We start from the raw sequence: 24,147 nt of genomic DNA on the forward strand, positions 1-24,147 counted from the left end.
TACACCCCAGCTGAAACACTGGCCAAACACATCGGTGTTGCGTTGACCCCCTGAGCCCGCCGCGAACTGGGGGCAAGGCGAGCGAGGTTGCTGGGGGAGTGCTCTGGTCGAGGAAGATTCCGCCCGCGGCGGGGTTTTCGGGGTCCGTTCAGCAGCTCCGGGGCCCACTTTCCCGCCGCGGCGGGGTTTCTGGTCAGTGGGTCGGCTGCGGATCGGGCGCTGGCCGGGGGTGCGCTCGGACGAAGTCCGGCGGGGCGCCTCGGGCGGACGAGTCACCTACGCGGCCCGGCGGGCAACTTCGCGCGGCTTCGACCTAGTTCGCGCGTGAAGGACGTCGAGCGAACTGGGAGCAAGGCGAGCGAAGATGGTCGGGAATGCGGGGCGCGGAGGCGCGGCCGAGCGGGAGGCTGCGGAGTGGGCAGGTGCGGAGTCGGGCGGGCGAGTGTTGGGCAGGGTGCGGAGTCGGCCGGCTCCGGCGGGCTGCCACCCACCCCCGGCCGAGCCCGCGGGGCACCGCGGACTGGGGGGAGCCCGGCGTGGCGGTTGGGTCCGGTGGGATGGGTGGGATAGAAAGAAGGCTCCGGATCGGTACGTCCCCGCGTGCGCTCCGGCGGCGACCGGTGAGGGAGGGTGAGGCATGAAGTGGGTCAAGAAGATCCTGTTCGTGCTCGTCGTGCTGTTCGCCGGCTATTACCTGATCACCCGGCCCGAGGACGCGGCCGACGCCGTCCGCGGGGTGTTCCTCTGGGTCGCGGGCGCCGTCACGGCCGTGTTCAGGTTCTTCACCTCCCTGGCCGGCTGAGGAGGCTCCGGTGCTCGGGCTCGACCGCTGGCTCGACCCGCACGTCGAGCAGTACCTGCTCACCGACGACGACGAGTACATCGTCGACGAGGTGCACAAGCACCCGATGGCGATCTTCTGGCCCACGGTCCGGATCCTGCTCGCAATCGTCCTGCTGATCGCGGCGACGTACGTCGGTGCGCCGTTCGGCTGGCTGCTCGGCCTGGTCGGGGTGGGTCTGATCGTCCAGGCGGTCTGGAAGGTGTTCGACGAGCAGATGGACCGGTTCGTGGTCACCAACATGCGCGCGTTCCGGGTGCACGGGCTGTTCTCCCGGCACCGGGCGACCACCCCGATGACGAGGATCCTCGACATCACCGTGAACCAGTCGTTGACCGGGCGGATCTTCAATTACGGGCACTTCATCTTCGAGTCGGCGGCGCAGGACCAGGGACTGCGCGAGATCGACTACGTGGGAAACCCGGATGAGCGGGACCGTACGATCCAGACTGTGATCCAACGTGCGGGACTGCGGGCGAGCTCGCCTCGCTGGGTGGAAGACACCGACTCGTGAGCGCGGTGACACCGGCCCGGTCGGATCGGCATCGGTTGCCGTTCGACCCGATCGAGCGGGCGGCTCAGCAGTGGTCGCAGCGCTGGGGCGAGATGCCGCGGATGCGGGCGGTGACGTCGCTGATGCGGGTGCACCAGCTCGTGCTGACCGAGCTGGACGAGCTGCTCCGGCCGCTCAACCTGACCTTCGCCCGCTACGAGGTGCTGGTCCTGCTGTCCTTCTCCCGCCGCGGCGCGCTGCCGCTGGGCAAGATCGGCGAACGGCTGCAGGTGCACGCCACCTCGGTCACACCGCTGGTCAAGCGGCTCGAGGGGGCCGGCCTGATCACCCGGACGCCGCATCCGGAGGACGGCCGTGCGGTGCTGGCCGCCATCACGCCGAAGGGTCGCGAGGTGACCGAGCAGGCCACCCGGCTGATCGTGGACGCCCGGTTCGCGCTCGGCTCGCTCGACGACGGCGACTGCGACCGGCTGACCGAGCTGCTCACCGGCCCGCGCACCGCCGCGGGCGACTTCTGAGACGGGTGGTCGGAATGAACGGTGCCGCTGCGCCGAGCGTGCTGGCAGTCGCCGACTCGCACTCCTACCTGAGCTGGAGCGCCGCAACGCTGGCCGCGATGCCGGCCGGCTGGACCCGGCGCCAGGTGGTGATCCGGAGCCCGGTCACGCCGTCCGCGGCGCAGTTGCGAGCGGCGACCGGTGGCGATGTCGAGGTGCTCGGACTGACCCGGCTGCTGGGCCTGATCGAGCGCCGGCGGCCGGATGTCCTGCTGCTCGCCGGGACCGGGCCGACGGTGTCGACGATCGCGGCCCAGCGCCGGCTGCGGACCTCGCGGCAACGCCCCGTGCTGGTCACCGGACTGCCCGGGATCAGCCTGCCGGCGAGCCGGCACGCCGTGGAGCTGCGCCGCGGCTGCGACCTGCTCGTGGTGCACAGCCGGCGCGAGCGGAGGGCGTACGCGGAGCTCGTCGACCAGCTCGACGCCGACCTCGCCGTCGGGCTGGCCCGACTGCCGTTCCTGCCGCAACTGAGCGCGGACCCACCGCCGCCGCGCGACGACGGCGACGTGGTGTTCGCCGCCCAGTCCCGGGTGCCGCCGACTCGGGACCAGCGGCGGGCGGTGCTGGAGGCGCTGGCCAGGGTGGAGCCGGCTGGCACCGCGGTGGTCAAGTTGCGGGCGACGCTCGGTGAGGAGCAGACCCACCGGGAGGCGTTCCCGCTCGAGCTGCTCTGGGAGGAGCTGGTCGCAGAGGGCCGGGTCGAGCCGGACGCGGTGCGCTTCGTCACCGGCTCGATGGCCGATGCACTCGCCTCGGCTAGGGCCTGCGTGACGGTGTCGTCGACAGCCGTGCTGGAGGCGATGGCGGCCGGGTCGTCGGTGCTGGTGCTGGACGACTTCGGGGTCAGCCCGGAGATGATCAACGTCGCGTTCGAGCACTCCGACTGCCAGGGCAGCCTCGACGACCTGGTGGCGGGCCGGTTCCGGCGGCCGGCCAGCGCCTGGCTGACCGACAACTACTTCCACGCCGAGAGTGACAGCGACTGGCTCGACCAGATCGTCCGCCTGCTGCGGGCGCGGGACAAGCACGGCTTGCCGCACCGGCCGGCCGGTCCGACGAGCGAGCGGCGAGGCGCGGTCCGGCCGAACCTCAGGCTGATCCTGCCCGGGCCGGCCCAGGCCGGCATCCGGCGGATCCGGTCCCGGGCCGCCGCCGCCCGGTCGCGGCTGCGGGGCCCACTGCCCTGATCGCCGCTGCGCCGGAGCTCCGCGCAAACTGGCACCTCGGGTTCACCGTCTCGTCGACTCGGTGTCGTCCGCCCCCGGTCTGGGCCGCCTAGCGTCGGTGCCATGCCCGACCTCGGCCCGAACCTCCCAGCAGACGACTCGGCGCGCGGTGCGACCTCGGCCGGCACGCAGGTCTTCGTGGTGACCACCCCGACCGGCCTGGCGACGGTCTGCGCCGCCCTCGCCGACGGCTTGTTTCCCGGTGCCGATCGTCGCGTCCTGCTGGCCGGCGCGACGGTGACCGGCCGGGCGAGCGCCGATCTGCTCGAGGCGTTCGACGCGGTACGACCGCTGACCGATTTCGCCCTCACCGCCGAGAACCCGCGCACCCTGGTGCTGCCGCGTTCCGAGGTCGCTCCGGGTCCGGCCCTTGCCGCCGCCTTCCCGGCGGCACGGATCGACCTCTATGCCGACGGCCTGGCGGCTTACGGACCGATCCGCGGGCCGCTGGCCGGCGGGCTGGACGGCCGGGTCGATCGGCTGCTCCATCCCGACCTGGTGCCGGGTCTGCGACCGGTCCTCAGCAGCGGCTCGGCGGCGCGCCGGACGCCGATCTCGACCGATGCCGTCCGCAAGGCGACGGACCGGCTGGCCGCGCGCAGCGAGCCCGTCGCGGGAGCCGAGGCCGGCTCGGTCGGGCTGGTGCTGGGGCACTACCTGTCGGCGCTCGGAGCGCTGGACGCCGCGGAGGAGGAACGCCTGAACCTCGAGGCCGCGCTGGCCGTGCGCGACCTCGGAGCGGCCCGGATCGTGTTCGCGGCGCCGGCCGGACAGCCGTCGACGGTCGCGTCCCTCGCCCGCCGCGCCGCGGAACTGGGGCTGGAGCTCGAGGTCCGGTTCGATCAGCGGTCCGTGGAGTCCTGGCTCGCCGACCCGGCCGTTGGCTTCGTCGCCGGCTGCTTCCCGAACGGGCTGAGCGCCGCCGACCGGCTGTACGGCCACGCGGTCCGCGCCGTCGGCGTCGAACTGTTGCTGCACGAACTGCAGCCGGCCGCGAACGGCAGCCGGATCCCGCTGGCGCTGGCCGACCAGCTGTACGGCGAACGCCGCGGCACCCTCGACGTCGAGCGGCTCGGGGTGCTGGTCCGGGCGATCACGTACGCCATGCAGCCGAGCACGTTCCGGCGCTATCAATACGCCGCCGCCGAGATCGCCACCGCCGACCCGGCCCTGCTGCCGCGCTACCTTCCGGTCGGCCGCCTGCTCGCGCTCGGCCTGGCCGGCCCCGCGGGCCTGCGGCCCGCCGCTGCCCGCTTGGTCCCGCGGCGGCTGCGGCGGCGGGTCCTCGCCGGCCGCTGATCGCGACCGGGTCCGGCGGTCGGCCCGACGACGGTTGCTCCCTCGTCGGCGTCACCGGGCGAGATCCACGCTCACCATGATCGACCGGGGGCGACGAGGGAGCATCCCTCGTTCGGAAACCCGGCGCTGACGATAACGAACCGGTATCGACCGGTCGCAATGGTTGCACGGGTGCAATTACTGCCGGAGAGTAGACGAGGTCGGACTGCCCGACCTCGGCGCGCTCCCCGCCGTCGGGCTCTGATCGACCGACCGCCGGCGGATCGGCGCACCGGCGATGGGAGCAGCAGCCGAGCAGACTGGTGGCCGTCGTCCTCGCCCCGCGAAGCGCGACGATCGATGGGGATGTCACGTGCGCACCACGTGGCAGGTCGTCCCGGGTCTTACCTGACGAGACGGGCCCGTCCGTGCGGCGAGGCGGCGGTCACCGTATCCGTCGGTTGCCCGGACCCGGGCAGCCGAGTTGGATGGGGTCCATGAATACCGGGCCGCGGCCTGCGTCTCGCGAGGAGACGGAGACGATGATCGCGGCCGCGCGTGTCTTCGCGGCGATCACCGCGGAGTCGATCGCGCAGGCGGGGGCCGGCGTCACGCTGCCCCAGCTGCGGGTGCTGGTCTTGGCCGCCGATCGGGACCGGCTGAGCGCCACCGACGTCGCGCACGCGCTGGCCGTCCACCTGTCCACCGCGAGCAGGATCTGCGACAAGCTCGTCCAGGCCGGCTACCTGAATCGGCGCGATCGTCCCGAGGACCGCCGGCAGCTCGAGCTGACCGTCACCGAGCGTGGCACCGGGCTGCTCGCCGCGGTCACCGATCATCGCCGAGCCGTCTTCGAGCGCATCCTCGGCGGGATGGGTCCCGACGAGCGCGCCGCGCTCACCGACGCCCTCGACACCTTCGTCGCGGCGAGCGTGCCCCAGGTCGGCGTCCGCGACCTGCCGTGACCCAGCCGCTCGGTCACATGCTCGCCAGCTCGGTCCAGCCGAGGGTGGCGCCGCGGGTCCAGGCGGTGTCGAAGTCGTCGATCGACAGCTCCCGCCGGCAACAGGCGATCAGCTCGTTGCTGATCCGGTTCAGGGGAAAGGATGCGCCCGCCCGCCGGGCCCGGTGGTAGCTGCAGGAGAACACGCTGACGGCGGCCGCGAACTGGCCGTCCAAGGTGAGGAAGTCGCCCAGCGTCTCCAACTGGTGCGGCATCACGTGCCCGGCGAGCTCTTCTTGGTGGCCGAGCAACCGCCGGCACCAGGGCAGTCCCAGCGCCGGATCGCGCAGGCCGAGCGCGGCGGCATCGACGCTGCTGCAGGACATCCACGCCGCCAACAGGTTGCCGAGATCCAGCGCTCGCCCGTAGTTCTCCTCGGCCCGGGCGAGCGTCAGCTCGGGCGGTGCCGTCAGCGAGTCGACGATGCAGCTCATCACGTCCTGGTTGACGAACAGGTCGGGGTCGTCGGCGGCGGCCACGATCGGCTCGGCCAGCGACAGCGCGCGGCGTGCGCTCGGCTCGTCGCCCGCGACCGCAAGGTAGCCGGCAGTGGCGTGCAGCAGCTCGGCCAGCACAGGGTCGTCGTCACGGTGCGCCGAAGCCCCGGCCGCGGCGCCCTCGAAGGCCCGTCGCGCGTCGTCGTTGCGGCCCTCCATCAGCAAGTAGCTGGCCAGGGCCAGCTGGTTGCGCCCGACCAGCACGGGATCGGTGGCGACGACCAGCGCCGCCTCGGTCCAGCGGCGGCCCTCCTGGATCAGCCCGTTGTAGTACCAGTACCCGAACAGTTTCGGCGCGATCGCGGCGCCGAGCTCGTCCGGCCGGGTGATCAGCCGGTGCTGCAGAGTCGCGCGCACCGTGGGCAGATCCGCGGCGACGGCGCGATACCAGTCCCGTTCCTCCGGCCGGCCACCGCGCGGCCGGCTCCCGACGAGGTCGCGGGTCCATTCGTCCCGCTGCTGCTCGGCCAGCGCGGTCTCCCCGGTCCGGGCGAGCAGCTGGGCGGCGTGGGCGCGGATCGGAGCGAGCTGCTGGAACCGGGTGCCCGCACCCGACGTCGGTCCCGCGGTGAGCAGCGATCGGTGCACCAGCCGGGCCAGCAGCCCCGGGACGGTGGTCGCGTCGACATCGGCGTCCGGGTCGACGCCGATTCCGCTGACGGTCTCGGCCAGCTCGCGGGAGAACCCGGGAGGCAGCACGGACAGCCGGCGATGAAGCGCCTGTTCCGCCGGAGTGAGCAGCCGGTAGCTGCGATCGATGGCGCTGGACAGGGTCTGATGGTGCCGGGCCTGACCGCGCCCGATCGCGGCCAGCCGACCCGGATCCCGGGTGACCAGGTCCGCGATCTCAGCCAGTCCGTACGTCGGTGCGAGGGCGGCGGCCAGCTCGATGGCCAGCGGAATGCCGTCTACGGCTCGGCAGATCTGCTCCACCGCCTCCCGGTCGCTGTCTGACAGGCCGTCGGCGGCGATCCGGATCCGGTCCAGGAACAGGGAGACGGCCGGCCCGGGTCCGGCGCCGGCACCGGCCAGCGGGAGCGGACCCAGGCTGTGGACCAGTTCGTCGCCGAACCCGATCGGCTCCCGGCTGGTGGCGAGGACACCGATCTGCAGGTCGGGGCCGAGTAGGTCGTCGCAGAGCACGCCGACGGCATCCAGGGCCTGCTCGCAGTTGTCCAGCAGCAGGAGGATCCGGCGATCGCGACCGTACGCGGCCAGCGCGGTGTGCGGTGACCCGCCGGCCGGCACGGTGAGCTCGAGCGCCGCCATGACGGCCGCCCCCACCTCGTCGGCGTCCGTCGCATCGCTCAGGTCGACGAACCAGACTCCGTCGGGGAAGCGATCGGCGGCCGAGCGCGCCGCCTCGACCGCCAGCCGGGTCTTCCCGCAGCCCGCCGGTCCGGCGATCGTGACCAGCCGCGACCGCTCCAGCGCCGCCATGACCGCGGCCTCGTCGTGCTCACGACCGATTAGCCGCCGGCTGCGGGGCAGATGCACCTCGGTCCGTCTCCGGACAACTGCCTGTGGGCGGGCCGTCGCCACCAGGTCGAGGGTGGGATCGCGGCTCAGCATCCGCCGGTGCAGCTCGACCAGATCGTGCCCCGGCTCGATTCCGACCTCGTCCAGCAGGGCTCGGCGGGCGAGCCGATAGGTCTCCAGCGCCTGCTCGACCCGGCCGGTGCGATAGAGGGCGAGCATCCGCTGCCACCACAGCCGTTCGCGAAACGGGTGCGCGGCCAGCAACGCCTCCAGCTCGGCGACGGCCTGGGCCGGCTCGGCGGTGGCCATGATCGCGTCGATGCGGCGCTCGAGCAGCTGGATCTGCATCTCCTGCAGCCGGGCGATCGGTCCGATCGCCCACTCCCGGTCGGCGATCTGGTCGAACGGCGCGCCGCGCCACAGCGACAGGGCCTCGTCGGCGGCGCGCAACGCGCGCTCGGGCTCGCCGGCGCTGATCAGGTCCACCACGACGAAACAGAGCTGCTCGAATCGGGCCGAGTCCACCTGGTCACCGGTGGCCACCAACCGGTAGCCGCCGGAGTCGTTGATCAGCACCGACGGCAACTGGCCACGGGCCCTCCCGGGCTCGATCAGTCGCCGGACCCGCCAGATATGGGTCTCGAGCGTGCTGGAGGCACCGGCCGTGGGGTCGTCGCCCCAGACCGCGTCCAGCAGCAGATCCGTCGACACGCGCTGATTGAGATGCAGCAGCAGCGCACTCAACAGGCGGGCGGGACGTCGGCCGCCGAGCCCCTGCGACTCCATCCCGACCTCGACCTGGAGCGTGCCGAGGTCCAGGAAGCGCACACCGCGACGCTACCCTGTGACGGCGCTCAGCGCTCGTCGTCGGCGAAGCCGGCCCGGAGCCGCCCGACCTGCTCCGGGGTGAGCAGCACGGTCAGGGACGGATCCGGTCGGATCGGGAGCGCGGCACCGATCTCCGCCGCGTTCGCGCGGTGCACGACGAGCACGGCTGAGGTGTCGGCGACGATCAGGTCCCGCAGCGATCGGACCACCGCCGCGTCAAGGCCCAAGTGGGCCAGCTGGCCGTCGGAGGGGCCCGGACCGCCGGCCGGCGGGCAGCTCAGCGGCAGCAGGAACACCTCCGCGAACAGCATGCCCCAGAACGCGCCGGCCAGGACCAAGGCGTCGTCGACCGGGCAGCCGTGCCACGCCAGCGGCCGGAGCCGATCCGCGGGCCAGGACACGACGGCGACGTCGTCGACACGGACCGCGGGCCGGTGCGGCGAGCCCTCGAACGCCGGCAGCAGCCGTCCGGCGGTGTCCGGAGTGTCGAACACCCACGCGCTGAAGGCGGTGACGCCCGATGGCGCAGGTGAAGGCTGCCGCATGCGACCCATCGTGGCGACACCTGCTCCAACGGCGCTCTCGGTGAGACCTGCCGATCCGCCCCGGACTTGGAGCGTTGTTGGAGCGCTGCCGTCCACGCTGCCCACGTCGACCACCTCCCTGGGAGCCCACCATGACGTCGCACGACTCCGCATCCCGGTCACCCCGACCCCGTTCCTACCTGCTGGTCGCCCTGCTGATCCTGGGCCTGACCGCGGCGCTGGGTACGCCGGCCCTGGCGGCCCCCAGGACGGACGACCTCTCGACCCGGGGCGCCTCCGCGCCGGCCGCCAACCTCAAGGCGATCACGGCAATGGACTCGAAGCGGTCGGAGCTGCGCCAGGAACCGTCGAAGCAGGCGGCGAAGGGCAAGGTGTCCACCAATGTGAAGTCGCTCGCCGCGACCGGATCGGCGGGCACACCGACCCAGAACATGGGCAACCCGGCCCAGAAGACGGTGTTCCAGGTGGACAAGCTGTCGATCGCGAAGACCACCAACGACGCGGACGGGAACACCAGCACCCAGCAGGCCGCGGCGCTGAACGCGAACATGACCGGCGTGGACGGCAGCCACACGACCGGCGACGTCGCCGAGCCGGGCCGGGCCATCATCGACCATCAGTACCCGACGTCTGGTGGCCGGTTCGTCAACGGCAACGCGGAGAGCACGCTCGCGCTCCGGGAGGGTGTGGCCGGCTCCGACGCGGTCTGGTCGCTGGGCACGATCAGCCAGACCGCAGAGCAGCCCACGATGGGTTCGCCGACGCTCTCTCCCGCGGCCGGCACGACGTACGCGATCGTGCAGGGCGGCGTCGCGGTGACGAACACGGCCGCCACCGGCAACAGCGCGTTCGGCACCCAGGTGTCGTCGACGGCGGTCGGCGCCAGCCCCGGGGACGACCAGCAGTGGGCCGTGGTGGACTCGGGCGCGGGCGACGGCACCGTCTTGCTGGTGAGTCGCGCCGACGGGCTTTGTCTGACCCGGGAAGGCCCGAATGACGCTCAGGTCGCGGCCGTCGACACCTGCACCTCTGATGCCAGCCGGCACTGGGAGTTCCTCAACGACGCCGGCGACCTGTTGATCCTGCCGCCGAACGGCGCCGTGCTGTTCTCGGCGGCGCTCGGCAGCGCCAACGGCTCCGGCCAAGCGGGCCCGCTCAGCCCGACGACCGATCAGTCCTGGGACGTCCGGCCGATCGAAGAGAAGGGCGGTTCGGTGCCGACCTGGTCCGCGCCGAGGGCGAACGGCTACACCACCGGCAACCTGACCGCGCCGTACGACCTGGCGGTCGGCGACCTGGACGGAGCGATCGGTTCCGACCAGCTGTACCACGACGAGGCCGTGGTCGCCTACACCGACTCCGACGACAACTGGGCGCTGCGGGTGATCGACTACAACGCCAACGCCTCCCGTCTGCTGGTGACGGCGCCGGCTAGCTCCATCTCGTTCGGCAAGAACGGCCAGGTGGTCAACGGCAAGTGGTACCCGGGGTCGTTGATCGTGCAGGTCGGCGACTTCGACGGCGACGGCACGAACGAGATCTTGGCCGGCTTCCAGGACGGCGACGGCGATCTGACGCTCAGCTTCTGGCGCTACGTCGCCAACGCCGACGGCAGCCGGTCACTGAATCTGGTCAACACGGACAACTGCAACTCCTGCGACGGTCAGCCGTTCAAGGGCTCCGGCCCCGCCCAGACCCTGGTCTCGGGCTATACCGACACCGCGGCGGGCGACTTCGACGGCGACGGCGCCGCTGACCTCGCTGTCGCGTTCGCGACCAGCACGAAATCGACCTTCGACAGCAGCGTGCTCACCCCGAGCCTGGGTGTGGTGACCTTCAACCCGGATCTGTCGATCCGGAGCACCGAGGTCACCCGGACCGGCATCGCCCACTACCTGCCGCTCGCACTGCAAGCCGACCCGACCCGGACCGGCGCCGGCCTCCAGCTGCAGTCCGGCATCTTCGACATGGATCCGGACACGGGGTTCGGCTACCAGCGCCGCGAGCTCGCCATGAGCTGGGTGTCGGTGACGTATGAGGGCGAGGAGAACTGCACCTTCACCGACGAGTGCGACCTGTACGGCCGGACACCGCAGTTCCAGTTCTACGCGGTGAACGACACGACGTGTCCATCGGGCAGCAGCTACTCGGTCTGCACGACGACCGCCGCGATGACCAGCAAGCAGCCAGGGCTGACCAGCCCGTACCCGCAGCACACGAAGACCTACGACGAGGTGAAGTACGGCGATCCGCAACCCGATGTCCAACCCATGGTGATGACCGCCGGCGCCTTCGGCGGCACCGGCGCAGACGACCCGCCGGTGTGGGGGTTGTGGTTCCTGCAGTGGCGGCGCAACCTGCAAACGGATGGTGCGACGAACGACTACCAGGTCGCGACCAGCTGGGTGGTGCCGTGGAAGGACGCGGCCGATCCGTCGACGCCGGTGATCACCGACTCCTACATCGACCACGCCAGCAGCAACCCGATGTACTTCGCGGTCACCGCGTACGACCGGTTCGGTGACTCGATGATCCTCGGCTCCCCGGTGCTGCTGGACGTCGACAACAGCGACTCGCTGGACATGCTGGCCGCACAGCCACCCAAGTTCGCCGACTACCTGGGCGGCAAGATGGTCAACGCCACCGTCAGCCCCAACTACTACCTGTCGACGACGTCGACGTCGGGCACCGAGTGGTCCAGCAGCGTGAGCAACGCCAACACCTGGAGCAACGGCGGGTCGACCGAGGACTCGGCCAAGGCCACGCTGGCAGCCGGCCTCGGCCCGTTCGACGCGGGCGCCTCTGCGTCTGTCACGGAGAAGTTCAAGGCGGCCTGGACCGGGTCGAACACGACCAGTACCGACTCCAGCGGGAGCAAGTCGCTGAGCATCCAGTCCTCGGCCATCGACGACGACGTGATCCGGTCGTCGGTGCACGACTACCAGGTGTATCGCTATCCGGTGCTGGGCAACCTGGCCGGCGGCACCACCTGCGGCGGCAGCGCGTGCAACCCGTACTACGAGGTCACCATCCCGGGTACGACGGTCTGGAAGACCGGCACCGGAATGACGACCAGTGGCTACAGCGCGTCCTGGACCAACGACAACGCGCTGTCCTACCCGCAGCTGAACCCCGACGGAACCGTGCCGCTGTCCGATGTCGGGCCGTACAGCTACACCGACGGCAGCGGCACGACCCAGACCACCTCGACCCCGCTGTACAACCAGGCCAACCAGCTCGGCGGCGACTCCACCGGGGCCACCCTGACGCTCAACGCGAGCACCGGCGGCGGGTCGGTCACCACCAGCGGCCACAACTGGGACTCCGACACCGAGCTCAACGCCTCCGCGTCGGTGACCGTGGGCGTACCGAAGGTCGACGGGGGCACGTTCGACTTCTCCACCACCAACGGGTTCCAGGCCAGCAAGACCTTCCTGAAGACCACCACGTCGTCGAACAAGACCACCACCGGCACGGCGTTCCAGCTCGCGGCTCCGGAGTTCACCAGCGACGACGGGTACCAGGTCGGATCGGCCGTCTACTACTCGACCGCCGGCACCCCGAAGGTCGTCCACGGGGTGAACCTGATCCAGTCGGCCTACGGCACGTTCTTCTCCGGCAACGACTATGGGAAGTACTCCGACGTCGCGCTCAACCTGCCGGGCCGGATGGTGATCGACAACGACAGCAACGACAACCGGCAGAGCCCGTACCTCTCGACCTCACAGGCACGCCAGCTGGTCCGCGGCTTCCAGACCGTCCAGGTCGACGGCTCCAACACGTACCTGAACACCGCCGGGGCGCCGTTCAGCGGCAATCCGACCTCGGGTACGCCGATGAAGTTCACCGTGCCGGTGCAGAACCTCAGCCTCGTGGCCATGCCGTCCGGCACCACGGCGCACTTCTTCGCCGTCCCGGTGAACGGGCTCAACAACACCGTCACCGGTGACCGGATCGAGATCGGCTCGGTTCCGGTGGCGGCGCTCGGGGCTCAGGGCCAGGAGACCGTCACCTCGCCGACCTGGACAGCGCCGAGCGTCTCCGACGCGCAGCAGTACCGGATCTTCATCGTCCTCGACGAGGACGGCACGATGACCGAGGTGCATCCGCTGGCGCTGACCGGAGCGACGTGTGCCGACGAGACCGGCGTGCTCGATCCCGACGGGACGGCGACCGCGCTGTACGACCTGACTTCGAGCGACGCCACCGCCGCGGATCCGACCGCCTGCGGCCAGAACAACCAGGGCTACGGGTTGGTCACCATCAGCCCGGCCGCTTCAGCGGTCGGCGCCGTCGAGCACGGCACGCCGGCCAAGCCGGCCAAGGTCACCCTGGACGGCGCCGGCCTGCTGGACGGCGTTCCCAGCCACGAGAAGCTCGGCGGATCCGATCGGGTGCCGGTCGTCCCGCTCGACGCGAACCTGACCGGCGTGGTCTACGCGAAGGCAGACCTGCACTCGACCGACCACCAACCGGTACTGGTCTACGACGGCGAGCCGGCCAAGGGCAAGCTGATCTACGACGGGCGGATGCCCGGGGTGTCGGCGACGTCGGGCGGGGCCATGACGTTCAGCTGGACGCCGGCCACGCCCGGCCTGCACGAGTTGCACACCGTCATCCTGGGCAGCAGTTCAGCCGGGCAGGACGACGAGCAGGTCTTCCGCGTCTGGGTCGACTCCCATCCGCGGCCCCGACCGTTCGCGGTGAGCGCCGCCGCAGACAAGACGACCGTCCAGGCCGGTAGCTCGGTCTCCATCTCGGGCACCGTCACGCCGACGCTGCCGACGGCCGACGACCGCGACATCGCGCTCCAGGTCGCTCACGGCGACACCTGGGCCACAGTGGGGGAGAAGAACACCGCCGCCGACGGCAGCTACAGCTTCACGCTGCCGCAGCCGAAGTCCGGGACGTACGTCTATCGGGTGAAGAAGTTCGCCGCCGGCGGCCGCTCCACCGCCTACTCCGCCGAGATCACGATCACCGTGCTGAACGGCTTCGTGGTCACCGCGAAGACCGGCAGCACCGACCTCGACCCCGACCGGACGACCACCATCGCCGGCACCGCCTTGCCGGCCCAGCAGGCCCGATCCGACCGGGCCGTCCAGCTCCAGATCAAGCAGGGAACGACCTGGGCCCGGGTTGCCGACGGTGCCACCACGGCCGGCGGCAGCTACACCTTCACGGTGCGACCGCCGGCTGACCGGACGGCGGCCTACCGGGTCGTCAAGCAGGCCACCGCGACCCTGAAGGCGGCCAGCTCGCCTCCGGTCATGATCACCGTCAGCAAGCCCTTTGCCGTCAGCGTGAAGGCCAAGCCGACCAGGATCGTCAAGGGTCACTCGGCGAAGATCACCGGCCGAGTCACGCCGGCCGTCGCGATGGCGCGGGATCGGACCGTACAGCTGCAGCGGCGGTCGGGATCGGCGTGGAAGACCGTCTCCACTACCGGCACCACGGCCGGCGGCGCGTACGGCTTCACTGTGAAATCGACGAAGACGGGCACCTTCGGCTACCGGGTGGTCAAGACCGCCACGTCCGGAAAGAAGGCGGCGCACTCGACCACCGTCACGATCAAGGTGGTCAAGCACTGACCCGCGGGCGCCGATGACGCGACCGCGGCGGCCCAACCACTGCTAGCCGAACCACTGCTAGCCGAACCAGCGGGTGAGTGCGGCGCTCAGCGGCTGTGCGGAACCGTCCTCGACCCAGGCGACGTGGCCGTCGGGCCGGACCAGCACGGCGGTCGGGGCGGTGACAGCGCCGATCGCCGGCAGCCTCCACGAGCCGGCGTAGCGGGCGTCCACCAGGCGGATCCGGCCGGCCCAGCCGCCCGGGTCGAGCCGGCGTGGGCCGGGCGTGCCCGGGCCGGCGAGGTCGATCAGCAGCGGCCTCGCCTCGTGCAGCAGCCGGGAGACCCGGGTCGGGCCCTTCGGGGTGTCGAGGTCGAGGTCTGGCATCCGTCGGCCGAGCAGGGGGTGCCCGTCGCCGAGGTCGTACGTCACGTCCAGGCCGTGGATCCGCGCGGCCAGCCGGGTGCCGGCCCCGGTCGCGGTCAGCAGGTCCCCGACGACGTCGTTCAGCGCGGCGGTGCGCGGATCCGCGCGCTGCAGCGTCGTCTGCGCCATCGAGAGCCGGAGCGCTCGCGCGTCCGCCGGGTGCCGCTCGTCGTGGTAGGTGTCCAGCAGCGACGGCGGCGAGACGCCCGCGACCACCTGGGCGAGCTTCCAGCCGAGGTTGACCGCGTCGGCGATGCCGAGCCCGATGCCCTGGCCGCCGGCCGGGTAGTGGATGTGGGCGGCGTCCCCGACGAGCAGGATCCGGCCGTCCCGGTAGGCGGCGGCCTGCCGGGTGGCGTCGGTGAAGCGCGAGATCCAGGTCGGGTCGTGGACGCCGAAGTCGGTCCCGTAGACCGCGGTCAGCGCGGCGCTGAGATCGGCCAGCGCGGGTTCGCCGGCCGGTCCGACTGCCCGTTCCGTGGTGACCACCCGGTACGTCCGCCCGTCCGGCAGCGGCTGCAGCCCGTGCACCCCCGTCTCGTCCTGACGCATGCCGGCCGGCGGCTGCTCGGCGACCTCGACCTCGGCGATCAGGTTGCTGCGGGTGGCGTCCCAGCCGGGAAAGTCGATCCCGGCCGACCGGCGGACCACGCTGCGGCCGCCGTCCGCGCCGACGACGTACGCCGCTCGACGGGCGGTGCCGTCAGCGCAGGCGACGTCGACGCCGGCCTCGTCTTGGACCACTCCGATCACCTCGCGGCCGCGCTCGACCCGGACCCCGAGCTCGGAGATCCAGCCGGCCAGGATCGGCTCGATCCGGTTCTGCCACAGCGCCAGCCCGTACGGGTGCCGGGTCGGCAGGTCGCCGATGTCGAGCACGGTGTCCCCGAACCGCGCGGTCTGCGCGATCTGGCCCTCCGCCAGGAACCGGTCCGCGATCCCGCGCTGGTCGAGGATCTCGATGGTGCGCGAGTGGAAGCCGCCGGCGCGCGAGCCGGCGAGCTCCGACGTCGTCCGGCGTTCCAGCACGGTCGGCTCGATCCCCGCAAGCGCCAGTTCACCGGCCAGCATCATGCCGGCCGGTCCGCTGCCGACCACGATCACGCCGGTCATGCGGTGAGGAAGAACTCGTTGCCGCCGGGGTCGGCCAGCTCGACGCCGCCGCCGGTCGATCCCAGCACGGCGGCCCCGAGCCCGACGAGCCGGTCGACCTCGGCGGCGAGGTCGCCGTTCGCACGCAGGTCGAGCCGCTGCCGGCTCCGTCCCCTCTTGGGCGCGTCCGGCGGACCGCCCCAGGCGACCTTCGTGCCGCCGGCCGGGGACTGGACCGCCGTCTCCTCGTCCCGGTCCCAGACCAGCGGCCACTCCAGCGCCGCGGCCCAGAAGAGCCCGACCGCTCGGCCGCCGTCGCAGGCGAGCTCGGCGAGTGGCCCACAACCGGCCAGGAAGGCGTTGCCCGGCTCGATCACGCAGAACGGGTTGCCCGCCGGGTCGGCCAGCACGACGTGGGGCTCGTCCGGAAGCTGGCCGACGTCGAGCGGGCGGGCGCCGAGCCGCAACGCCACCGCGACCGTCTCCTGCTGGTCGTGGCCGGGTTCGGTGAGCAGGTGGAGGTGGATCGGATCGGGCCCGAGTCTGGCGGACTCACTCGGCGCGAACCGCAGGCCGGCTTGGGTTTCGGACCCCGGCAGCAGCAGCCCGCGGGCATCGGCGATGATCTCCCGGCCGATCAGGGCGGCCCAGAACTGCGCCGCGGGAGCCGGGTCGGACACGTCGAGGGTGACGGACAGCAGCCGGCAGGACATCGGTCCACCCTAGCCGCGGACCCTCCGAAGGCAGACCGGCCGTGCCGCTCACACCTTTCTCCAGTTTCAACGTATAACGCATCGGGGGGCTTGCCGCAAGACCCCGGTGGCGGGGCACAATCGGGGCTCGCCGAGCCGGAGACGATGCCTGTGAGCCCCGTGACCACCACCACCTTTGCCCTTCCCGAGCACCTCGCCGCGAAGGCCGAGCCCGCGCTGATCGGCGCCGACGAGGAGCACTTCGCCGCCGTGTCGGCGGCACTCGAGCACCAGATCGACGACCTGACCACGAGGCTGGCCGCGGCCCGCCTCGCACCGGGCGGCAAGGGCCGGCGCGCCTCCGACCGGGACATGGAGATCCACCGGTTGTCGGCCCGGCTGCGACTGCTGCGCCGGTTCGGGTTGGACGTCTGCCTGGGGCGGATGGTCGCCGATCGATCGGGCCAGCCGGAGGCCCGGACGACGTACGTCGGGCGGCTCGGCCTGCTGAACAGCGCGGGGCATCCGCTGCTGATCGACTGGCGGACGCCCGCGGCCGAGCCGTTCTTCGCGGCGACGTCCGCGCATCCGATGGGTCTGGCGAGCCGGCGCCGCTATCGCTGGAGCCAGGGACGGATCACCGACTACTGGGACGAGGTGTTCACCGCCGACCCGACGGCCGGGCCCGCGGCCCTCGACGAGGACTCCACGTTTATCGCCAGCCTGGGCGCCAGCCGGTCGCCGCAGATGCGAGACGTGCTCGCCACCATCCAGGCCGACCAGGACGCCGCCATCCGGGCCGGGTCGCGCGGCGCGCTGGTGGTGGACGGTGGGCCGGGCACCGGCAAGACCGTGGTCGCGCTGCACCGGGCGGCCTACCTGCTGTACGCCGACCCACGGGTCAGCGACCGGCGCGGGGGAGTGTTGTTCGTCGGCCCGCACCGGCCCTACCTTGCCTACGTCGCCGACGTACTGCCGGGCCTCGGTGAGGAGGGTGTCCAGATCTGCACGCTGCGGGACCTGGTCGCGGAGGGGGCGAGCGCTCGCACCGAGACCGATCCGGAGGTCGCCCGGCTGAAGTCCTCCGCGGAGATGGTTCGGGCGATCGAGCCGGCCGTCGGCCTCTACGAGGAGCCGCCCACCACCGGGCTACGGGTGGAGACACCGTGGGTCGACGTCTGGCTCGGCCCCGAGGACTGGGCGGAGGCGTTCGACGTACCCGATCCGGGGACGGCGCACAACGAGGCGCGCGACCAGGTCTGGGAGGCGCTGGTCGCGATCCTGCTGGACAAGATCGCGGCCGCCGAGGAGCAGGTCCCGGATGCGGACCTCGACGACGAGGACGCCGACGACGACTGGGACGACGAGGCGCGATCGGCGCGGGGACCATCGCCGGAGCAGTTGCGCCGCGCGTTCGCCCAGAACGAGCGGTTGGCGAACGCCTTCGGCCGGGCCTGGACCCTGATCGAGGCTGCCGATCTGGTCGGCGATCTCTGGTCGGTGCCGGCCTACCTGCGCCGGTGCGCACCGTGGTTGCCGATCGAGGACGTACGCCGGCTGCAGCGGGACGAGCCGCAGGCCTGGACCGTCGCCGACCTGCCGCTGCTGGACGCGGCCCGGCAGCGGCTGGGCGATCCGGAGGAGTCGCTGCGCCGCCGGCGGCGCGAGGCCGCGGTGGCCGCCGAGCGGGCCGTCCGGGCCCGGGTCACCAAGAACATCCTGGACGCGGTCGACGACCTGGACGACGACCTGATCATGCTGCACGGTCAGGACCTCCAGGACGCCCTCATCGATCGAGCCGGGATCGACACCGACGGGCTGTCCGGGGACCGCCTCGGCGGCGATCCGGACCGGTTGGCCGGACCGTTTGCCCACGTGGTGGTGGACGAGGCCCAGGAGCTGACCGACGCGGAGTGGCAGATGCTCCTGCGGCGCTGCCCGTCGCGGAGCTTTACCGTTGTCGGCGATCGCGCCCAGGCCCGGCACGGCTTTGCCGAGACCTGGCAGGAGCGGCTCGCTCGGGTCGGCTTCGACCGGATCGAGGTCGCCTCGCTGACCGTGAACTACCGAACGCCGACCGAGGTGATGGCCGCGGCGGAGCCGGTGATCCGGGCCGTGCTGCCCGAGACCACGGTGCCGCGCTCGATCCGCAGCAGCGGGCTGCCGGTGCTGCACGGGAGCAGGGCGGATCTGACCGCGATCCTGGACGACTGGCTGGCGACCCACGACGAGGGCTTGGCCTGCGTGATCGGCGACCCGACCTTCGCCGGTTCGCCCCGGATCCGGTCGCTGACGCCGGAAACCGCCAAGGGGCTCGAGTTCGACCTGGTCGTGCTGGTCGACCCGGAGTCCTTCGGCACCGGTATCGAGGGTGCGGTCGACCGCTACGTCGCGATGACCCGAGCCACCCAGCGGCTGGCCGTGCTGACCTCGCCGTCACCCGATCCGGGTGAATCCGGTTCCTGACGTTCGGCCGTCCTCGGCCGTGTCCGTGGTCGGCGCGGCGCGTGCTGCGTACCGTTGTTCGCGACGACGATGGGTCGCACCGCTCCGGCGAGGAGGGTTACTCGAGAGGCTGCATCATGACCGAATCCTCGACCCGGACCCAGCCGCCCGGCGCGGCAGAGGAGCCCGACGGTCAGCTGCGGGAACGCGTCTACCGGGTGCTGACGCTCGTGATCCAGCTGGTCCTGGTGGCCGGTGTGGTGGGCTTCGTCCTGCTGCGGGACTGGCCGAACGCGGTGCTGACCACGCTGGTCATCGTCTTGACCCTGATCCCGCGGCTGCTGAAGCGATGGTTCCGGGTCGACGTGCCGCCGGAGTTCCAGCTGGTCGCGGCCCTGTTCGTCTTCTGCGCGATCTTCCTCGGCACGTCGCTGGGCTTCTACGGGCGCTTCCTCTGGTGGGACACCGCGCTGCACACGACCAGCGGCTGTCTGCTCGGCATCGTCGGGTTCATCGCCGTCTTCCTGATCAACGGCACCGACCACCGGCCGGAGGGCATGCGGGTCTCGCTGATCGCCGTGTTCGGGTTCACGTTCGCGGTGACGCTCGGAGTGTTCTGGGAGATCTACGAATTCGTCGCCGACAACCTGATCCCGGGCCTGGACATGCAGGTCGTCGAAACCGGCGTGGACGACACGATGATCGACATGATCGTCAATCTCATCGGGGCCGCGGTGATCGCGCTGCTGGGCTACATCTTCTGCCGGACCGGACGGCAGAGCTTCATCGTGGACGGGGTCTGCAAGTTCGTCCGGCGCAATCCGCGCCTGTTCAACCGCGGGCCCGAGCGCTGACCGGCGGCGCTCGATCCTCGCCGTCGCATTTCGGGCGCTCGAACCTCGATTACGCCCCGGGGAGCGCTCCCATGACGATCGAGCGCTCGAAATGCGCCACGCTTGGGAAATTTAGTAGGACGTCCTAGTATTTTCCCGTGAGCAGTGAGAGCGGCCGGGAGCGCTGGCAGCGGGCGTACCAGGCCGCGGAGGCCCGCGGGCAGGTCCGGGACGCCGACTTCACCACCCTGTCCGGGATGGAGGTCGACCCCGTCTACGGGCCGGATGCCGACGCGGAGGCAGCCGACGAGCGGATGGAGCGGATCGGCTGGCCGGGGGAGTTCCCCTACGCCCGCGGCCTCTATCCGAGCGGCTACCGGGGCCGGCCGTGGACCATCCGCCAGTTCGCCGGTTTCGGCAACGCGCAGCAGACCAACGAGCGCTACCAGATGATCCTCGCCGCCGGCGGTGGCGGGCTGAGCGTCGCGTTCGACATGCCGACCCTGATGGGCCGCGACTCCGACGACCCGCGCAGCCTCGGCGAGGTCGGCCATTGCGGCGTGGCGATCGACTCGGTCGCCGACATGGAGCAGCTGTTCGCCGGCATCGACCTGGGCTCGGTCAGTACGTCGATGACCATCTCCGGTCCGGCCATCCCGATCTTCTGCATGTACGTCGTCGCCGCCGAGCGCGCCGGGGTCGACCACCGGCTGCTGAACGGCACCTGCCAGACCGACATCTACAAGGAGTACATCGCGCAGAAGGAGTGGCTGTTCCCGCCCGAGCCGCACCTGCGACTGATCGGCGACCTGATGGCGTACTGCACCGAGCAGATCCCGGCCTACAAGCCGCTCAGTGTCAGCGGCTACCACATTCGGGAGGCCGGCTCGACCGCGGCGCAGGAACTGGCGTTCACCCTCGCCGACGGGTTCGGCTACGTCGAGCTCGGGCTGTCCCGCGGGCTCGACGTCGACGCCTTCGCGCCCGGGCTGAGCTTCTTCTTCGACGCCCACATCGACTTCTTCGAGGAGATCGCCAAGTTCCGCGCGGCCCGCCGGATCTGGGCCCGGTGGCTGCGCGACCGCTATGGCGCGACGACCGCCAAGGCGATGTCGCTGCGCTTCCACACCCAGACCGCCGGCGTCTCGCTCACCGCTCAGCAGCCGTACAACAACGTGGTCCGGACCGCGGTGGAGGCGATGGCGGCGGCACTGGGCGGCACGAACTCGCTGCACACCAACGCTCTGGACGAGACGCTGGCGCTGCCGACGGAGGAGTCGGCCGAGATCGCGCTGCGGACCCAGCAAGTGCTGATGGCCGAGACCGGCGTGGTGAACGTGGTCGACCCGCTCGGCGGCTCCTGGTATGTCGAGGCGCTGACCGACAAGATCGAGGCGGAGGCCGAGCGGATCTTCCAGCGGATCATCGCGATGGGCGGCGGCGAGGACGCCCGTCACGGGATCGGCCCGGTCACCTCCGGTCTGCTTCGCGGGGTCGAGGACGGCTGGTTCTCGGCCGAGATCGCCGAGTCCGCGTTCCAGTACCAGACGAGCGTGGAGAAGGGCGACAAGCTCGTGGTCGGGGTGAACACCCATACCGCGACCGTGACCGGCGAGCTGCAGATCCTGCGGGTCAGCCACGAGGTCGAGCTCGAGCAGCGAAGGGTCCTCGCCGAGCGCCGGGCCGCCCGGGACCGGCAGCCCTGGGAGCAGGCGATGAGCCGGCTGGTGGCCGCTGCCCGGACCTCGGACGCCGAGATGATCGAGCCCATCCTCGCCGCCTGCCGCGCGGAGGCGACGCTCGGTGAGATCTGCGATGCCCTGCGGGCCGAGTGGGGCGAATACACCGAGCCGGCCCGCTTCTAGCCGGCCCCCCGCTGCGATCTCGGATCCCCTGTACACCGCCGGATCCCTTGTACGGGATCCGAACCGCTCCAAGGGATCCCAATTCGCATCGGGTGCTCCGCCGACTACGGACCCCGGGCTCCCCGACGTGAACCGGACCCCGCTGCGACCCGGATCCCCTCTGCGATCTCGGATCCCCTGTACGCCGCCGGATCCCCTGTACGCCGCCGGATCCCTTGCACGGGATCCGAACCGTTCCAGGGGATCCGAGATCGCTCCAGGGGGTCCGACGCGGGTGGGTCGGTGGGGCGAGAAGTCTCAGCGCTGCAGGAGGGGGAGCCAGATGTCGTCGACGATCTCGATGATCGCCTCGTCCGGGATCGCGTGCATGGTCATGATCAGGTCGTGCCGAAACAGCTCGAACGGCAGATCGATCAGCCGGGCCGAGCGGGGGACGTCCGGCAGCTCGCCACGCGCCACGGCCCGGTCGACCAGCCTGGCCATCCCCGACGGCTGGCCGGGACCGCGCAGGGCGGCACGCAACTGGCTAAAGCTGGTGCCGGTCTGCCGGAAGTAGTCCATCAGCTGGACGATCAGCAGGGTGCCCATCCGGGAGCGGCTGGCGTTGGCGCTGCGGAGCAGCTCGATCGCGTCCTCTCGCAGGCTGCCGGTGTCCGGGACCGGGATCGGCTGCCACCACGACCGGCTCAGGGTCGCGAGCAGCAGGTCCTCGCGTTGGGGCCAGCGTCGATAGAGCACCGGACGGCTGGTGCCGGCGCCGGCCGCAATCGCCTCGTACGTGAACCCCGAGTAGCCCTTCTCCAGCAGCACCGCCCAGGCCGCGTCGAGGATCGCGTCCTCCAGCTCCTGTCCGCGCCGCCGGGTTGCCGGCCGCTCAGCAACCTCCTCGTTTAGATTCACTTGCGTATCTTATCGTCCGGCCGTACGATCGAGTCGGTTAGATACACAACCGTACCTTGAGGTCGTTGATCATGTCTGTTTCTCCCGGAATCGACCGGACCACACTGCGGACCACGGTAGCCGTGCTGGTCGGCGGCATCGCGGTCATCCTCGACTCCACCATCGTCAGCGTCGCGCTGCACCAGCTGGCCCAGGACCTGGATGTCGGAGTGAGCACGATCCAGTGGGTCAGTACGGCCTACCTGCTCGCGCTCGGCGTGGTGATGCCGACCGTCGGCTGGCTGCAGAGCAGGCTAGGGGCCAAGCGGCTGTGGCTGGCGGCGCTCACGGTGTTCCTGCTCGGTTCCGTGCTCTGCTCGTTCGCCTGGAACGCCGACAGCCTGATCGCGTTCCGCGTCGTCCAGGGCGTCGGTGGCGGCGCGATGCTGCCGCTGATGACGACGATCGTGATGCAGGCCGCCGGTGGTCATAACCTCGGCAAGCTGATGTCGGTGGTGGCCCTGCCGACCGCGATCGGCCCGATCCTGGGGCCGGTGATCGGCGGGCTGATCCTCGGCGTGGGGGACTGGCGCTGGCTGTTCTGGGTGAACGTACCGCTCTGCGTGGCCGGAATCCTGCTCGCCTGGCGGCTGATCCCGGCCGACGAGCCCGGGCGGCGGGTGCGGCTCGACATCGTCGGCCTGCTGTTGCTGTCCCCGGCGCTGGTCGGTCTGCTCTTCGGCTTGTCGAACGTGGCCAGGGAGGGCGGCTTCGGCCATCCGGACGTGCTGCTGCCGCTGGTCGGCGGGGCGCTGCTGCTGACCGCATTCGTGCTCTGGGCGCTACGCCGCGGCGGCGAGGCGCTGGTCGATCTTGCGGTGCTGCGCTCCCGTCCGACCTGGTCGGCGACGGCGCTGCTGTTTCTCACCGGTGCATCGCTGTACGGCGCGATGCTGTTGCTGCCGCTCTACTGGCAGCAGGTGCGCGGCACCGACGCGCTCGGCGCCGGCTTGCTGCTGATCCCGCAGGGCGTCGGCTCGCTGGTCAGCCGGGTGGTCGCCGCCCGGCTGCTCGACAAGGTGAGCCCGCGGACGGTCGCCGTTGCCGGCTTCGCGCTGGTGGGGGTGGCCACCGTGCCGTTCGCGCTCGCCGGTGCGGACACCCCGATCTGGCTGCTGCTGGCGGCCCTGCTGGTCCGCGGGCTCGGGATGGGGATGGTGGTGATCCCGCTGATGGCGGTCGCCTTCGTCGGCCTCGAGCGGCCCGAGGTGCCGCACGCCAGCATCCTCACCCGGATCGCGCAGCAGGTCGGCGGTTCGGTCGGCGTCGCCCTGCTGGCCGTGATCCTGGCCACGGCGGCGACCAGCAAGGGGTCGATCACCTCGGCCTTCGATATCGCCTTCTGGTGCGCGACCGGGTTCACCGCGCTTGCGGTGCTGCTGGCCTTCGCCCTGCCGAGCCGGGTCGGGCTCGACGCATCGGCGGGCGGCGGCACCCCGGCAACCGGGGCGCCGCCGGGTCCGGCCGCGGACGCCACAGAGGTCGGCAAGCGAGCGTCGATCGCGAGCTAGCCT

At 71.4% G+C, this 24,147-nt stretch carries 16 protein-coding genes; 11 read left to right on the forward strand and 5 right to left on the reverse strand.

The genetic code is table 11. The features are described from left to right. Positions 1-637 precede the first annotated feature (637 nt). The 6 genes from ABD747_RS17640 to ABD747_RS17665 all read left to right on the forward strand — a co-directional run bounded on the left by ABD747_RS17640 (position 638) and on the right by ABD747_RS17665 (position 5,384). The gene (locus tag ABD747_RS17640) at positions 638-802 is read left to right on the forward strand and encodes a hypothetical protein (protein ID WP_344806986.1); all 165 of its coding nucleotides are present in this window, start codon (positions 638-640) and stop codon (positions 800-802) included. A 10-nt stretch (positions 803-812) separates the two neighbouring features. Further along, the gene (locus ABD747_RS17645) at positions 813-1,355 is read left to right on the forward strand and encodes a PH domain-containing protein (RefSeq protein WP_344806988.1); all 543 of its coding nucleotides are present in this window, start codon (positions 813-815) and stop codon (positions 1,353-1,355) included. Further along, a complete protein-coding gene (locus tag ABD747_RS17650; RefSeq protein WP_344806990.1) occupies positions 1,352-1,873 on the forward strand; it encodes a MarR family winged helix-turn-helix transcriptional regulator in 522 nt (173 codons plus the stop codon). Before ABD747_RS17645 ends, ABD747_RS17650 begins: the two co-directional genes overlap by 4 nt. A gap of 14 nt (positions 1,874-1,887) precedes the next feature. Further along, entirely contained in the window at positions 1,888-3,102 is a 1,215-nt protein-coding gene (locus ABD747_RS17655; RefSeq protein WP_344806992.1) for a DUF6716 putative glycosyltransferase, read from the forward strand. 102 nt (positions 3,103-3,204) lie between these two features. Continuing rightward, positions 3,205-4,440, forward strand: coding sequence for a hypothetical protein (locus ABD747_RS17660; protein WP_344806994.1), 1,236 nt, complete (start codon positions 3,205-3,207; stop codon positions 4,438-4,440). 521 nt (positions 4,441-4,961) lie between these two features. Beyond that, positions 4,962-5,384, forward strand: coding sequence for a MarR family winged helix-turn-helix transcriptional regulator (locus ABD747_RS17665; RefSeq protein ID WP_344806996.1), 423 nt, complete (start codon positions 4,962-4,964; stop codon positions 5,382-5,384). A gap of 13 nt (positions 5,385-5,397) precedes the next feature. Here ABD747_RS17665 and ABD747_RS17670 read toward each other — a convergent pair whose 3' ends face one another. Then, positions 5,398-8,226 (reverse strand): BTAD domain-containing putative transcriptional regulator, encoded by a 2,829-nt coding sequence (locus ABD747_RS17670; protein WP_344806998.1) that lies wholly within the window; start codon positions 8,224-8,226, stop codon positions 5,398-5,400. A gap of 26 nt (positions 8,227-8,252) precedes the next feature. Further along, positions 8,253-8,771, reverse strand: a complete 519-nt coding sequence (locus ABD747_RS17675; RefSeq protein WP_344807000.1) for a DUF1269 domain-containing protein — start codon at positions 8,769-8,771, stop codon at positions 8,253-8,255. A gap of 131 nt (positions 8,772-8,902) precedes the next feature. Here ABD747_RS17675 and ABD747_RS17680 point away from each other — a divergent pair, with 131 nt between their 5' ends. Further along, entirely contained in the window at positions 8,903-14,362 is a 5,460-nt protein-coding gene (locus tag ABD747_RS17680; protein ID WP_344807002.1) for a VCBS repeat-containing protein, read from the forward strand. Between the two features lie 57 nt (positions 14,363-14,419). On the opposite strand, the gene ABD747_RS17685 is transcribed toward ABD747_RS17680, so the two are convergent. After that, on the reverse strand, positions 14,420-15,880 hold the full coding sequence (locus tag ABD747_RS17685; protein WP_344807004.1) for an FAD-dependent monooxygenase: 1,461 nt from the start codon (positions 15,878-15,880) through the stop codon (positions 14,420-14,422). Further along, positions 15,877-16,572: a VOC family protein gene (locus tag ABD747_RS17690; protein ID WP_344807006.1), complete on the reverse strand. Its 696-nt coding sequence runs from the start codon at positions 16,570-16,572 to the stop codon at positions 15,877-15,879. Before ABD747_RS17690 ends, ABD747_RS17685 begins: the two co-directional genes overlap by 4 nt. Positions 16,573-16,716: 144 nt before the next feature. Between ABD747_RS17690 and helR the strand changes: the two genes are divergently transcribed. From helR to ABD747_RS17705, 3 genes are all read left to right on the forward strand, one after another. Continuing rightward, on the forward strand, positions 16,717-19,017 hold the full coding sequence (gene helR, locus ABD747_RS17695; RefSeq protein WP_344807008.1) for an RNA polymerase recycling motor ATPase HelR: 2,301 nt from the start codon (positions 16,717-16,719) through the stop codon (positions 19,015-19,017). Between the two features lie 116 nt (positions 19,018-19,133). Beyond that, positions 19,134-19,850, forward strand: a complete 717-nt coding sequence (locus ABD747_RS17700; protein WP_344807010.1) for a hypothetical protein — start codon at positions 19,134-19,136, stop codon at positions 19,848-19,850. A gap of 137 nt (positions 19,851-19,987) precedes the next feature. Beyond that, positions 19,988-21,694 (forward strand): acyl-CoA mutase large subunit family protein, encoded by a 1,707-nt coding sequence (locus tag ABD747_RS17705; protein WP_344807012.1) that lies wholly within the window; start codon positions 19,988-19,990, stop codon positions 21,692-21,694. Between the two features lie 297 nt (positions 21,695-21,991). Here the strand turns inward: ABD747_RS17705 and ABD747_RS17710 are convergent, their stop codons facing one another. Continuing rightward, on the reverse strand, positions 21,992-22,594 hold the full coding sequence (locus ABD747_RS17710; protein WP_344807014.1) for a TetR/AcrR family transcriptional regulator: 603 nt from the start codon (positions 22,592-22,594) through the stop codon (positions 21,992-21,994). 71 nt (positions 22,595-22,665) lie between these two features. Here ABD747_RS17710 and ABD747_RS17715 point away from each other — a divergent pair, with 71 nt between their 5' ends. Next, positions 22,666-24,144, forward strand: coding sequence for an MDR family MFS transporter (locus tag ABD747_RS17715; RefSeq protein ID WP_344807016.1), 1,479 nt, complete (start codon positions 22,666-22,668; stop codon positions 24,142-24,144). The last annotated feature ends 3 nt before the right edge of the window (positions 24,145-24,147 follow it).

The sequence above is a fragment of the Microlunatus ginsengisoli genome, from assembly GCF_039537205.1.
GTDB classification, from domain to species: Bacteria; Actinomycetota; Actinomycetes; order Propionibacteriales; family Propionibacteriaceae; genus Microlunatus; species Microlunatus ginsengisoli.

Coding starts and splice junctions, on each gene's coding strand:
- ABD747_RS17690 (WP_344807006.1), bottom strand. CDS start 16,572: ATGTCCTGCCGGCTGCTGTCCGTCACCCTCGACGTGTCCGACCCGGCT.
- ABD747_RS17655 (WP_344806992.1), top strand. CDS start 1,888: ATGAACGGTGCCGCTGCGCCGAGCGTGCTGGCAGTCGCCGACTCGCAC.
- ABD747_RS17675 (WP_344807000.1), bottom strand. CDS start 8,771: ATGCGGCAGCCTTCACCTGCGCCATCGGGCGTCACCGCCTTCAGCGCG.
- ABD747_RS17665 (WP_344806996.1), top strand. CDS start 4,962: ATGATCGCGGCCGCGCGTGTCTTCGCGGCGATCACCGCGGAGTCGATC.
- ABD747_RS17700 (WP_344807010.1), top strand. CDS start 19,134: ATGACCGAATCCTCGACCCGGACCCAGCCGCCCGGCGCGGCAGAGGAG.
- ABD747_RS17680 (WP_344807002.1), top strand. CDS start 8,903: ATGACGTCGCACGACTCCGCATCCCGGTCACCCCGACCCCGTTCCTAC.
- ABD747_RS17715 (WP_344807016.1), top strand. CDS start 22,666: ATGTCTGTTTCTCCCGGAATCGACCGGACCACACTGCGGACCACGGTA.
- ABD747_RS17685 (WP_344807004.1), bottom strand. CDS start 15,880: ATGACCGGCGTGATCGTGGTCGGCAGCGGACCGGCCGGCATGATGCTG.
- helR (WP_344807008.1), top strand. CDS start 16,717: ATGCCTGTGAGCCCCGTGACCACCACCACCTTTGCCCTTCCCGAGCAC.
- ABD747_RS17660 (WP_344806994.1), top strand. CDS start 3,205: ATGCCCGACCTCGGCCCGAACCTCCCAGCAGACGACTCGGCGCGCGGT.
- ABD747_RS17640 (WP_344806986.1), top strand. CDS start 638: ATGAAGTGGGTCAAGAAGATCCTGTTCGTGCTCGTCGTGCTGTTCGCC.